General features: G+C 66.4%; 14 protein-coding genes. 13 read left to right on the forward strand and 1 reads right to left on the reverse strand.

Annotation, left to right across the window (positions count from 1 at the left end):
• Positions 1–19: 19 nt before the first annotated feature.
• The 5 genes from sufC to OXR00_RS08445 are packed head-to-tail and all read left to right on the forward strand — an operon-like array spanning position 20 to position 3,548.
• The gene (gene sufC / locus OXR00_RS08425) at positions 20–763 is read left to right on the forward strand and encodes a Fe-S cluster assembly ATPase SufC (protein WP_267387786.1); all 744 of its coding nucleotides are present in this window, start codon (positions 20–22) and stop codon (positions 761–763) included.
• Positions 763–1,515 carry a SufD family Fe-S cluster assembly protein gene (locus OXR00_RS08430; protein ID WP_267387787.1) on the forward strand — a complete coding sequence of 251 codons (753 nt, stop codon included), beginning with the start codon at positions 763–765 and terminating at the stop codon, positions 1,513–1,515. The genes sufC and OXR00_RS08430 overlap by 1 nt, the downstream gene beginning before the upstream one ends.
• Positions 1,512–2,723, forward strand: coding sequence for a cysteine desulfurase (locus OXR00_RS08435; protein ID WP_267387788.1), 1,212 nt, complete (start codon positions 1,512–1,514; stop codon positions 2,721–2,723). Before OXR00_RS08430 ends, OXR00_RS08435 begins: the two co-directional genes overlap by 4 nt.
• Positions 2,724–2,733: 10 nt before the next feature.
• The gene (locus OXR00_RS08440) at positions 2,734–3,195 is read left to right on the forward strand and encodes an SUF system Fe-S cluster assembly protein (RefSeq protein ID WP_267387789.1); all 462 of its coding nucleotides are present in this window, start codon (positions 2,734–2,736) and stop codon (positions 3,193–3,195) included.
• A complete protein-coding gene (locus tag OXR00_RS08445; protein WP_267387790.1) occupies positions 3,195–3,548 on the forward strand; it encodes an iron-sulfur cluster assembly accessory protein in 354 nt (117 codons plus the stop codon). Before OXR00_RS08440 ends, OXR00_RS08445 begins: the two co-directional genes overlap by 1 nt.
• Positions 3,549–3,715: 167 nt before the next feature.
• On the opposite strand, the gene OXR00_RS08450 is transcribed toward OXR00_RS08445, so the two are convergent.
• Positions 3,716–6,652 carry a M16 family metallopeptidase gene (locus tag OXR00_RS08450; RefSeq protein WP_267387791.1) on the reverse strand — a complete coding sequence of 979 codons (2,937 nt, stop codon included), beginning with the start codon at positions 6,650–6,652 and terminating at the stop codon, positions 3,716–3,718.
• Between the two features lie 159 nt (positions 6,653–6,811).
• Between OXR00_RS08450 and OXR00_RS08455 the strand changes: the two genes are divergently transcribed.
• From OXR00_RS08455 to OXR00_RS08490, 8 genes are all read left to right on the forward strand, one after another.
• On the forward strand, positions 6,812–7,693 hold the full coding sequence (locus OXR00_RS08455; protein WP_267387793.1) for an aspartyl/asparaginyl beta-hydroxylase domain-containing protein: 882 nt from the start codon (positions 6,812–6,814) through the stop codon (positions 7,691–7,693).
• Between the two features lie 83 nt (positions 7,694–7,776).
• Positions 7,777–8,349 carry a NifU family protein gene (locus OXR00_RS08460; RefSeq protein ID WP_267387922.1) on the forward strand — a complete coding sequence of 191 codons (573 nt, stop codon included), beginning with the start codon at positions 7,777–7,779 and terminating at the stop codon, positions 8,347–8,349.
• A 39-nt stretch (positions 8,350–8,388) separates the two neighbouring features.
• Entirely contained in the window at positions 8,389–8,988 is a 600-nt protein-coding gene (locus OXR00_RS08465; RefSeq protein ID WP_267387794.1) for a malonic semialdehyde reductase, read from the forward strand.
• Positions 8,989–8,995: 7 nt separating this feature from the next.
• Positions 8,996–9,613, forward strand: a complete 618-nt coding sequence (gene tsaB / locus OXR00_RS08470; RefSeq protein ID WP_267387795.1) for a tRNA (adenosine(37)-N6)-threonylcarbamoyltransferase complex dimerization subunit type 1 TsaB — start codon at positions 8,996–8,998, stop codon at positions 9,611–9,613.
• Positions 9,610–10,086 (forward strand): GNAT family N-acetyltransferase, encoded by a 477-nt coding sequence (locus tag OXR00_RS08475; protein WP_267387797.1) that lies wholly within the window; start codon positions 9,610–9,612, stop codon positions 10,084–10,086. Before tsaB ends, OXR00_RS08475 begins: the two co-directional genes overlap by 4 nt.
• Before the next feature lie 109 nt (positions 10,087–10,195).
• Positions 10,196–10,618 carry a MucR family transcriptional regulator gene (locus OXR00_RS08480; RefSeq protein ID WP_267387798.1) on the forward strand — a complete coding sequence of 141 codons (423 nt, stop codon included), beginning with the start codon at positions 10,196–10,198 and terminating at the stop codon, positions 10,616–10,618.
• Between the two features lie 104 nt (positions 10,619–10,722).
• Positions 10,723–11,145 (forward strand): Fur family transcriptional regulator, encoded by a 423-nt coding sequence (locus OXR00_RS08485; RefSeq protein WP_242147781.1) that lies wholly within the window; start codon positions 10,723–10,725, stop codon positions 11,143–11,145.
• A gap of 95 nt (positions 11,146–11,240) precedes the next feature.
• Positions 11,241–12,008, forward strand: a complete 768-nt coding sequence (locus tag OXR00_RS08490; protein WP_267387923.1) for a lysophospholipid acyltransferase family protein — start codon at positions 11,241–11,243, stop codon at positions 12,006–12,008.
• Positions 12,009–12,011: the final 3 nt, after the last annotated feature.

Genomic DNA, 12,011 nt, shown 5'->3' on the forward strand with positions numbered 1-12,011 from the left:
ATTGCTAACCGGAAATCCCATGCTCAAAATTGAAAACCTCCACGCCGAGATCGACGGCAAAGAAATCCTCAAGGGCCTCAGCCTCACCGTCGGGGCGGGCGAGGTGCATGCGATCATGGGGCCGAACGGCGCGGGCAAATCGACGCTCGGCTATGTGCTGGGCGGACGGCCCGGTTATGAGGTGACGGCGGGGTCCGCGACGTTCAACGGCGTCGACCTCCTCGACCTCGCCCCGCATGAACGCGCCGCCGCCGGCCTGTTCCTCGGCTTCCAATATCCGGTCGAGATCCCCGGCGTGTCCAACGTGCAGTTCCTGCGTGAGGCGCTCAATTCGCAACGCCGGGGGCGCGGCGAGCCGCCGCTGTCGGGCGCGGAGTTCCTCAAGGTCGCGCGGGCGCAGGCGGCGGGCCTCGGCATGGATGCCGAGATGCTCAAGCGCCCGGTCAACGTCGGCTTTTCGGGCGGCGAGAAGAAGCGCAACGAGATGGTGCAGATGGGCATCCTCAACCCCAAGTTCGCGATCCTCGACGAGACCGATAGCGGCCTCGACATCGACGCTTTGCGCGCGGTGGGCGACGGCATCAACCGCATCATGCGCGCACCCGACAAGGCGGTGCTGCTCATCACGCATTACCAGCGGCTGCTCGACTACGTGAAGCCGGACGTGGTGCACGTTCTCGCCGGCGGCCGCATCGTCAAGACCGGCGGGCCGGAACTGGCGCTCGAACTCGAAGCGGCGGGCTATGCCGAGGTTGCGGCATAGTGGACGCGCTTGCCCTCCCCACCCGCCGCGACGAAGCCTGGCGGTATAGCGATCTCGCCGCAGTCGCCACGGTCTGGCCGCTGCCCGCGCCCGAGGTGATCGACGTGCCCGCCGGTGAGAGCATCACCCGCGTCATCGTGCAGGATGCCGCCACCGACGTCGCCGCGATCCGTGATTACCGCGTGATCCTGCGCGCCGGCGCGACCGCGACGTTCCACGTCCTCAACACCGGCGGCAAGCTCGGTCGCGTGGCGATTGACGTGACGACTCACGAAGGATCGCACTTCGAACTGGGCGCGGCGATGCTCGGCACCGGCGAGCAGACGCTCGAGATCGTCACCACGCTCAACCATATCGAGCCGGACGCGACATCGAACCAGACGGTCCGCTCGGTGCTGGGCGGGCAGGCGACCGGCAGCTATCTCGGCAAGGTCGCGGTGGCGCGGCATGCGCAGAAGACCGATGCCTCGCAGAGCGTCAAGGCGATGCTGCTCACCCGCACCGCCACCGCCAACGCCAAGCCCGAGCTGGAGATCTTCGCCGACGACGTGAAGTGCGCGCACGGCGCCACCGTCGGCGAGCTCGACAAGACCGCGTTGTTCTATCTCGAAAGCCGTGGCCTCTCCCCCGCCGATGCCGCCGCGCTGCTGTTGCGCGCCTTCATCGGCTCGGTGTTCGACGGCATCGCCGACGATGCCGAACGCGAATCGGTCGAGGCCGCCGCGCAGGCCGCACTGGAGCGGATGTTGTGAGCGTCCTTACCGACACCCGGCCGCTCGACGTGGTCGCCGACTTCCCGGCGATCCCCGAGGGCTGGGCGTATCTCGACACCGCCGCCACCTCGCAGAAGCCGCAAGCGGTTATCAACGCGATCGCGCGCGGCTACGACACCAGCTACGCCACCGTGCATCGCGGCGTGTACCAGCGCAGCGCCGACATGACGCTCGCCTATGAGGCAGCCCGGCGGCGTGTCGCCAGCTTCATCGGCGGGGCAGAAAGCGAGATCGTGTTCGTGCGCGGCGCGACCGAGGCGATCAACCTTGTCGCGACCTGCTGGGCGCGCGAGCAACTCAAGCCGGGCGACCGCATCCTGTTGTCGATGCTGGAGCATCACAGCAATATCGTGCCGTGGCAGATGGCGGCGGAGGCGGTCGGCGCCGCGATCGACGTGATTCCGCTCACCCACGATCACCGCATCGATCTCGACGCGATGGCGGCGATGATCCGGCCCGAACACAAGCTGGTCGCGCTCGCGCATGTCTCCAACGTGCTCGGCTCGGTGCTCGACGCGAAGCGCGCCACCGAGATCGCACACAGCGTCGGCGCGAAGATCCTGATCGATGGCTGTCAGGCGGTGCCACGCATCGCCGTCGACGTGCGCGAGATCGGTTGCGACTTTTACGTGTTCTCCGGCCACAAGCTGTACGGCCCGACCGGGATCGGCGTGCTGTGGGGTCGCGCCGAGCTGCTGGGCGAGATGCCGCCGTATCAGGGCGGCGGCTCGATGATCGACCGCGTATCGTTCGAACGTACCACCTACGCACCGCCGCCGACCCGGTTCGAGGCGGGTACGCCGCACATCGTCGGCGCGCTAGGCCTGCATGCCGCGATCGATTACGTCGCCGGCATCGGGCTGGACGCGATCCACGTGCACGAAACCGCGCTGGTACGGCAGACGCGCGACGCGCTGCGCGGTATCAATTCGGTGACGCTGTTCGGCCCGGAGGATGCGGCGGGGATCGTCTCGTTCAGCATCGAGGGGGTGCATCCGCACGACATCGGCACCATCTTGGACGAGAGCCGGGTGGCGATCCGCGCCGGGCATCACTGCGCGCAGCCGCTGATGGAGACGCTGGGCGTTGCCGCCACCGCGCGGGCGAGCTTCGGCGTCTATAACGGCGCGGCCGATATCGAGGCGCTGGTGAAGGGTATCGAGCGTGTTGCGCGGATTTTTGGGTAAGGTTTTCGGCATGAACGAGCAGAGCAACATTGCGGTGGAACAGGTCGATGCGGTCGAGACGCCGCCGCGCGCGCGTGTCGACGATGCAGCACCTCCGCCGCGCGAGCGCGATTACCTCGACGGGTTCCTTGCGCAGAAGCCGCAGGGTGACGCACCGGGGGAGCCGGGCGGCGCGCTGTATGAAGGCGTGATCGAGGCGCTGAAGGAAATCTACGATCCCGAAATCCCGGTCAACATCTACGATCTCGGGCTGATCTACGGCGTCGAGGTGACCGAAGCGGGCCACGCCGTCGTGACGATGACGCTGACCACGCCCAACTGCCCGGTCGCCGAATCGATGCCGGGCGAGGTCGAGATGCGCGTCGGCGCGGTGCCGGGCGTCGGCTCGGCCGAGGTCAATCTGGTGTGGGACCCGGCATGGGACCCGCAGAAGATGAGCGACGACGCCAAGCTCGAACTGGGGATGCTGTAATGGCCACGATCGCACGCCCCCGCCCCGCCGCGCTCAACCTCACGCCGTCCGCTGAGGGCCGCATCGCCGATCTGATGGCGAAGGCGCCCGAGGGTGCGATCGGCGTCAAGCTGTCGACACCGAAGCGCGGCTGCTCGGGCCTCGCCTATTCGGTCGATTACGTGACGGAAGCCAAACCGTTCGACGAACGCATCGACACGCCGGGCGGCACCCTTTTCGTCGATGGCGGCTCGATCCTTTACCTAATCGGTAGCCGCATGGACTGGGTGGAAGACGATTTCGCCGCCGGCTTCGTATTTCAGAACCCCAACGCCAAGGGCGCGTGCGGGTGTGGCGAGAGCTTTACGGTTTAAGACCGCTCGCCCCCCTAGTCATCAGGCCTTCCCCGCCGCAGGCCGGGATCAGTTACGCAACGTCGGCAGTATGCGCTTCGTCCCGTAACATGCACCTGCGGTACAGCCCCCCCCCCCTGCGCCGGAGGGGCCAGGAACGGGAAGGCAGCGCGGGTGTCCGTCCGCCCTTACTTCGCCGCCGCAGCCTTTGGCACGACGTCCATCGTCCAGTCCTTGCCCGGCACCAGATACTTCTGCGCCGTCGCCTGCAAATCCGCCGCCGTCATCCGCGTAACGTCGCCGTACAGATGCGTCAGCGCGTCGATCCGGCGCGGGTCATACGATGCACCGGTCAGTTGCAGCATCCAGAACTGGTTGCCGGTCGACTGGCGCTTGATCGCCTCCAGCATCGGCCCGATCGTGCGTTTCAGTTCGTCATCACTGACCGGCTTGGCGACGAGATCGGCGGCGATCTCCCGCGACAGCTTGAAGAACAGCGGCACGTTCTCCGGCGCGACCTGCCCGATCGCGACCATGCGACCACCGCCTGGCAGCCCGATCGGCCAGGTGCTCGACACGTTGGGGCTGTAGCTCGCGCCTGCCTGTGAGCGGAGCTGGTCAAACAACCGGTCGCTGAAGATCGCGGCCAGCACGTCGAGCCGGCGCGAGTCGGTCATCCCCTCGATACCGCTGCCGGTTGGCCAGGCGATCACCGCCGCCGCCTGATTGGCGGGGCCGTCGTGCGTCAGCACCACCGGCGTTGTATCGTGCGCGGGGAAACGCACCGGCGGCGGGGTCGCGGTGCTGGCGGTTCGCGGTGGCAACGCGCCGATCGTCTTACCGACGGTGGCGATCGCGACGTCAGCGGGGATATCGCCGAACACCTGCACCTCGACCGGGCCCGACTTCATCAGCGGTTCCCAGAAGGCGCGGAAGCTCTGCGGAGTCAGCGCCATGATCTGCTCGCGGCTGGGCGAGCCCCAGCGCTTGTCACCATCGCGCAGCAACCGTTCGAGATCACGCGTCAGCACGCCGCCCGGCGATGCGCCGAGGCCGGCATAGCCCGAGAGCGCGACGCTTTTCGCGCGCAACACCGGGTTCGGATCCCACCCCGGCGCGGCCAGTTCGGCGGCGAGCAGCTTCATCTGATCGGCAAAGTCGCTCGGCGAGGTTTGGCCGGACAGCGAGAAAGCATCATCCTCGATATCGAAGTCGAGGCCTATGCGCCGTCCGGCGGTCATCTGGTCGAGATCGCCCTGCCTGAGCTTGCCGATGCCACCTTCCACCAGCGCAAGGTCAGCCGCCCACGCCGGCGTCGCCTTGTCGGCGGGGAGCGCGTTATAGCCACGCCCGAAGCGCACCCGTACATAGATGCGATTGTCCTCGGCATTGGTCGAATAGACCATCAGCTTGGAGCCGTTGGAATAGCTCACGCTGGTCAGGTCCATGTCCGGCCCGAACCGCGTCACCTTCTCGCGCGACACGACGGTGGAGGGCTTGCCGCCGGGCGCAGGCAGCTTGTCGAACGACACGGCCCCTTGGGCGCGCCCCAGAGTAGCCGGCGAGACCTTGGCCTTGAGCGCGGTCGCGAGTTTTGCAGTGGCGCTATCGTCAGGCGATTGCAGGCTTAGCAGTGCGCGCGTGGCGGTGCCCTGAAACACCTTCTTGGTGGAGGCGAGTTCGGCTGCGGGATTGAACATCTTCTTGGCGACCGCATCGTGATACACTTTGAGGATCGTGTCGGGCGCGGTAGTGGTCTCGCGGATGTCGAGCGCTTGCACCATGTCGTCCGCTTCCTTCGATCCAGCTTCGGCGCGGGCGGTGTCGACGCTGGTGCGGAAGCTGACCTCGAGATCGGCGAGTTCGCGGTCGATCTCGGCCTGGGTCGGCGCATGGTCCTGTGCGGCGGCGATCACGGAGCGAACGTCGCGCAACGCCGCCTCCCAATCGGCGCCGACCGGCAGGATCGACACGATCGTCACGTTGGCGGAACGCGACGGGTCGTCGAGGCCCGCCTGCGCGGCGATATAGCTGCCACCGGCGCGGGCACGCGCCTCCAGCCGGCGGTTGATGATGGCGAGCGCGACCTGATCGACCATGCGCTGCTGGTTGAACAGCATGGTATCGTCGTGAAACTCCCACGGCCGCACCACCGCCATGGTGATGCGCGGCGGCAGGCTCGGCTCGATGATGGTGGCGGTGGTCGGCTGCTTGGGGTCGGGCTTGCCGAAATCGGGGTCGGCAGGCGCCGGGCCGATGCCCTGCCAGCCGCCGAAATATTTGGCGATCAGCGACTCGATCATGGCGGGATCGGCATCGCCGGCGACCGAGATCATCACGCGGCTCGGGCGATACCAGCGGTCGTGGAACGCCTTCACGCTGGCTGCGGTCGCTGCCTCCAGCGTCTTGATGTTGCCGATCGGCGAGCGGTCGGCGAGCGGCTGCCCGGCGAACAGCGTGTGGTTGAGCGCGTCGATATAGCGCACCTGCGCGCCGGGCTGTTCGCGCTGTTCGGCCAGCACGGCGGGGCGCTCGGCATTGAGGGCTTCCGGCGTGATATTGGGCGCGGACACCATGCCCGACATGATCTTCAGGCTCTCGTCGATGCCGGCGGGCGTGGCGGAGGGCAGGTCGAGCTTGAACACCGTTTGGGTGGTGGTGGTCTGCGCGTTGGTGTCCGACCCGAAGGTGGTGCCCATCCGCTGCCAGATGCGCTTGGCTTCGCCGTCCGGCACGTATTTGGAACCGCGGAACGAGAGGTGCTCGATCAGATGCGCATAGCCGCGCTCGGCATCGGTCTCGTACAGCGAACCCGCGTCGATGCGGACCCGCACCGAGATCTGGCCCGGCGGTACGCCGTTGCGGCGGATCGCGTAGCGCAGGCCGTTCTTGAGCGTGCCGAAATGCCATGCCGGATCGGGCGCGATATCGCTGCCCTTGTAGAGCCACGCATCGCGGCTGGCGATCGCGCTGGCGGGATCGACTGCCGGCGCGATGCCGGCGGCAGCGGGCGTCGCCGCAGGTGGCGTCTGGCCCGCGAGGACCGGGGAAAGGCCGAGGAGGATGCCGGCGATGACGGGGCTGGCGATCAGCGGAAGGCGCGAGGCGCGCGTAAGCAACTTCATGGGCGTGATCCTAGCGCCGTTCGCGCATCACCGCCAGCGGCCCCGTTTGCACCATAATCGCCCCTGCAAATCACCCGCTACGCCATGATTTCGACCCACAACGGCAATATCCCGCAACGCTATCGGCGGCAAAGCAGCCGCGCCGCGCAGGCGGGATACGTGAGAGAGGTTTCGGAAGGCGTGGTGCGCGTACAGTCAGATCCCGGTCACGCGATGCGGCAGACGATGGCCGATCCTGCCGATGCCATTCCGGCGCGCCGAGAGCGGGTGCTGACACTCGTGCCACCGGCGAACGATGTCCCACTTCGCGCCGAACGCGACCGACCGCTCGTCATCCGGCTCGGCAAACGCCTGCGCGGCGTATTCGACCGGGTGATCGCGGCGTCCTCGCTGGTGTCGAACGATGCCGTGCTCGATGTGCGCGACTTCGCCTGGACCGCGCATCTCCGCGATCAATGGCAGGCGATCCGTGACGAGGCCCTCGGCGTAGCACTTCAGGGGCAAGCCGCACCCTGCCTCGCGGCGATTTCGCCGGACCACCGGGCGATCGCGCGCGCCAATATATGGCGGACATTCTTCCTGTGGGGCTATGGCTACTCGATCGAGGAGAATATCGCGCGCTGCCCGGCCACGGCGGCGGCGGTGCGGCAAATCCCGGGTCTCGCCACCGCCTTCTTCTCGATCCTCGCGCCCGGCGCGCATATCCCCGACCACCGAGGCGTCACCAAGGGGCTGATCACCTGCCACCTCGCGCTGATCGTGCCGCGCGACGGCGACGTGCGGATGCGGGTCGGCGGCCGGGTGATGCGCTGGGCCGAAGGCGAGACCCTGGTGTTCGACGACACTTATCCCCACGAAGTCTGGAACGACACGAGCGGCACGCAGGTCGTGCTGCTGATCCAGTTCCGCCGGCCGCTGCGCAACCCGGGCAAGATCATCGCCGACGTCTGCCTGGGGGCGATCCGGCGCTCCGCATTCGTTCAGGACGCGCGAGACAACATTCGGATGTGGAACGAAACGGTCAGCCACACGGCGCGCTGATGCCGCCTTGAGGCATCTCCGCGAAAGACAAGCTTTCCCGAATACGCCTTGATCCCGCCATCACGCAGCGCCACATGTCGCCCATGTTGATCGAAACCGAAACGACGCCCAATCCGGCCACGCTGAAGTTCCTGCCCGGCCGGGTCGTCATGGATGCCGGCACGCGCGATTTCGCGACGCCCGAAGAGGCGGTAGCCTCGCCGCTTGCGGAAGCTTTGTTCGATCTCGGCGATGTGACCGGCGTGTTCTTCGGCCGTGACTTCATTTCGGTAACCGCCGGCCCCGGCAGCGACTGGGGGATGCTGAAGCCGGACGTGCTGGCGCTGCTGCTCGACCATTTCAGCGCCGGCATGCCGCTGTTCCGCGCCGTCGGAACCGCCGGTTTCTCCGTTCCGGCCGAAGACGATTTCGCCGAGAACCCGGAGGACGCCGACATCGTCGCGCAGATCAAGGATCTGATCGAAACGCGCGTCCGCCCCGCCGTCGCCAACGATGGTGGCGACATCGTCTATCGCGGCTTCGACAAGGGCAAGGTGTTCCTCCAGATGCAGGGCGCATGCTCGGGCTGCCCGTCCTCTTCGGCGACGCTGAAGAACGGTATCGAGCAACTGCTGCGCTATTACGTTCCCGAGGTCACCGAGGTGCGCGCGGTCTGACCGCTACGTGATCTGCGGTTGCGTTTGAAAGGAAATCTCATGGCCGCCAAGCTGTCCGACGAAGCGCTGGACACGATCTTCCGGTCGGGCCGCAGCTATAACGGCTATACCGACACACCGGTGACCGAGGCCGATCTTCACGCGATCTGGGATCTGATGAAGTTCGGGCCGACATCGGTCAATTCGCTGCCTGGGCGTATGGTCTGGTGCCTGAGTGACGCGTCCAAGGAAAAGCTGGCGGCGCTGGCGAGCGGCACCAATGCCGACAAGATCCGCAAGGCGCCGGCGGCCGTCGTCATCGGCATGGATGCCGAATGGCACGAGCAACTGCCGACGCTGTTTCCGCATGTCGATGCGCGTGCCTGGTTCCTAGGCGATGACAAGGCGACCGCACGTCGGGACGCTGCGCTGCGCAATTCCTCGTTGCAGGGCGCGTATTTCATCATCGCCGCGCGCGCGCTCGGCTTCGACACCGGGCCGATGTCCGGCTTCGACAACGCCGCCGTCGATAAGGCGTTCTTCGCCGACACCCCCAACGTTACCTCGAACTTCATCGCCACGCTCGGCGTAGGCGATCCGGCGACGTTGCATGGCCGGTCGCCGCGCCCGCCGTTCGATACCTTCAACCGGATTGTCTGAAGCCGGTTTGCGTACGCTCGTCATCGAAACCGCGACCGCGGCCTGTTCGGCGGCCCTGATCGAGGATGGCGCGGTCGTCGCCGCCGCGCACGAAGTGGTCGGACGTGGTCATGCCGAGCGCCTGCTGCCGATGATCGCCGGCCTGCCGGACGGCGGACGCGCACAGCATATTCTGGTCGATTGCGGGCCGGGCAGCTTTACCGGCGTGCGCGTCGGGCTGGCGGCGGCGCGCGCACTCGCGTTTGGGTGGACTGCAAGTATTGCCGGCTATTCTTCTTTGTCGTTGCTTGCCGCCGCTGCGTTCCGGGCCAATTCGGGTATTGCAACACTTGCGAGCGTTATCGAGGGCGGGCATGGCGAGGTCTTTATGCAGACCTTCGACGCGCCGCTGTGCGCGACCAGCCAACTCGCCTCGCTGCGTCCCGACGTCGCACTCGCGCGGATCGACTCGCGTTTCGCGGTCGGCAGCGGCGTGCGGCTGATCGCCGGGCTTGATCCGGCGCACGCGGATGGCGCAGCGCTGCCGTGCGCCGCCGACGCGCCGATGCTCCCCGCCGCGTTCACCGCGCTCGCAGCGGTGCCGCTGTACGGTCGCCCACCCGACGCAAAGCCGGCGGCCGCGTGAGTACGACGCTGAACCGCATCGACCTGCGCAGCGGTGGCGCCGCCGATCTCGGCACGGTCGACGCGGTCATGCAGGCAGCATTCGACCCACGCTTTGGCGAGGCATGGACGCGCAGCCAGTGTCTCGGCATTCTCGCCATGCCCGGCGTGTGGCTGACGATCGCGTCGGTCGACGGCGAAGCGGCCGGCTTTGCGATCGCGCGGATCGTTGCCGACGAGGTCGAGTTGCTGTTGCTCGCCACCGCGCCGACGATGCGCCGCCGCGGGGTTGGTTCGGCGATCTTACGGTCGGTGATGGCGGATAGTCTCATGCGCGGCGCGATCAGCCTGCATCTCGAAGTCCGCGACGGTAATGGCGCGATCGCTTTGTACAGCCAATCGGGCTTCAACAAGGTCGGGGAACGCAAGCGATACTATCGCGGCGCGGACGGCCAAGCCTTTGATGCTTTTACCTTCCGTCGCGAATTGGCCTGAAACGAGAAGTTAATGAACAAATTGTTGCTTGCGCTCGTTTGAGCACGGGTCAATAGATTTGTGATGGCTACGGCAACAGTAGCTTTAGATAAGGGTCGAAAGGTCACTAATGGACGCACAATTGGAACTTCAAGAAACGCTCATCACGCTCACCGCAGACATCGTCGCGGCACACGTCAGCAACAATAGCGTAGCCGTATCGGATCTGCCGGTCCTGATCGCGAACGTGCATGGTGCGCTGACCGGTCTTGGCAGCACTGCGCCGGCGCCGGAAGTGAAGCAGGAGCCTGCTGTTTCGGTGCGTTCTTCGATCAAGCCGGACTATATCGTCTGCCTTGAAGACGGTAAGAAGCTGAAGATGCTGAAGCGTCACCTGATGACGCATTATCAGATGACGCCCGAACAGTATCGGACCAAGTGGAATCTTCCCCCCGACTATCCGATGGTCGCGCCGAGCTATGCCGAACAGCGCCGCTCGCTGGCGAAGAAGATCGGTCTTGGCACCAAGCGTCGCAAGACCGCGACGCGCTGATCGACCCGAAACGGGCGGCACCGGCATGGGTCGGAGCCGCTCTTTTCATATGCGCGCGGAAGAAGCGCCTTTATCCCGGGCGGTGAAGCGCGTAGAACACTGGCATGCCGCGCAAGATTGATATCGAAGCCCTCTGCAACGAAAAGGGCCTTCGCATCACCGAACAACGCCGTGTTATCGCGCGCGTTCTTTCCGAAGCTGACGATCATCCCGATGTCGAACGCGTGTACGAACGCGCCTCCGCGATCGATTCCGGCATCTCGATCGCCACCGTGTATCGTACCGTGCGTCTGTTCGAGGAGGCGGGCATCCTCGACCGGCACGATTTCGGCGACGGACGATCGCGCTACGAGCCCGCGCCCGAGGCGCATCACGATCACCTCATCGACGTGGAAACCGGCAAGGTGCTGGAGTTCGTCGATCCGGAGCTCGAACTGCTCCAGAAGACCATCGCCGAGCGTTTGGGCTTCCGGCTGGTCGATCACCGCATGGAATTGTACGGCGTCGCGCTCGACCGCAAGGGCTGACCGCCTTGCGGCGTGAGGACCGCCTTGCAGCCGCCGCCGGGCGTCCGCCGGCACTGACCGCCACCGGCAGGCTGCGGCTATGGCTGCGCATCACGATGCTGACTGGGCTGGCGACGATGTTCGTGCCGCTGCATTATCTGTGGCGGCTGTTCCGGCTGTCGTCGCCGTGGCCGCGCCTGTTCCTGGGCGGCGCCGGGCGCATCAGCGGAGCGCGGGTGTCGGTGCAGGGCGTACCGCTCAAACGCGACGTGTTCTACGTGTCGAATCACGTCAGTTGGATCGACATTCCCGCCATCGCCGGGGCGAGCGGCACCGCCTTCGTCGCCAAGGCCGAGATCCGCGATGCGCCGGTGGTCGGCTGGCTGTCCTCACTCAACCGCACGGTGTTCGTGGAGCGCGAGAACCGCTTAGGCGTGGCGGGGCAGATCAACACGCTGCGCGATACGCTCGCGGAAAACTGGTCGGTCACGGTGTTCCCGGAAGGCACCACCGAGGATGGCCGGTCGCTACTGCCGTTCAAGACCTCGATGCTCAAGGTGCTCGAACCGCCGCCGCCTGGTGTTATGGTGCAGCCGGTGCTGATCGACTACGGCGCGGTCGGCGAGGAGATCGGCTGGCTCGGCTACGAAAGCGGCAAGAGCAACGCCGCGCGCGTGCTGGCGCGGGCCGGCAGTTTCCCGGTGGTGGTGCATTTCCTCGAACCGTTCCACCCGCGCGACTTTCCCGGTCGCAAGGCGATCGCGGCGGAAAGCCGGCGGCGGATTGAGGTCGCGTTGAGCGGCATAATCGGCGGCCCGGTGCCCGCGTTCATCGGCCACGACGCCTGGGCGCAACGCGCCGAGCAAGCCCCTGTCCTGCCATGATTT

It is taken from the genome of Sphingomonas sp. GC_Shp_3, assembly GCF_026540945.1.
In the GTDB taxonomy this organism is placed as follows: domain Bacteria; phylum Pseudomonadota; class Alphaproteobacteria; order Sphingomonadales; family Sphingomonadaceae; genus Sphingomonas.

Bases quoted from the DNA above. Each gene is read 5' to 3' on its own strand.
- sufC (WP_267387786.1), top strand. From the start codon at position 20: ATGCTCAAAATTGAAAACCTCCACGCCGAGATCGACGGCAAAGAAATC.
- OXR00_RS08440 (WP_267387789.1), top strand. From the start codon at position 2,734: ATGAACGAGCAGAGCAACATTGCGGTGGAACAGGTCGATGCGGTCGAG.
- OXR00_RS08445 (WP_267387790.1), top strand. From the start codon at position 3,195: ATGGCCACGATCGCACGCCCCCGCCCCGCCGCGCTCAACCTCACGCCG.
- OXR00_RS08450 (WP_267387791.1), bottom strand. From the start codon at position 6,652: ATGAAGTTGCTTACGCGCGCCTCGCGCCTTCCGCTGATCGCCAGCCCC.
- OXR00_RS08460 (WP_267387922.1), top strand. From the start codon at position 7,777: ATGTTGATCGAAACCGAAACGACGCCCAATCCGGCCACGCTGAAGTTC.
- OXR00_RS08465 (WP_267387794.1), top strand. From the start codon at position 8,389: ATGGCCGCCAAGCTGTCCGACGAAGCGCTGGACACGATCTTCCGGTCG.
- OXR00_RS08480 (WP_267387798.1), top strand. From the start codon at position 10,196: ATGGACGCACAATTGGAACTTCAAGAAACGCTCATCACGCTCACCGCA.
- OXR00_RS08485 (WP_242147781.1), top strand. From the start codon at position 10,723: ATGCCGCGCAAGATTGATATCGAAGCCCTCTGCAACGAAAAGGGCCTT.
- OXR00_RS08490 (WP_267387923.1), top strand. From the start codon at position 11,241: ATGCTGACTGGGCTGGCGACGATGTTCGTGCCGCTGCATTATCTGTGG.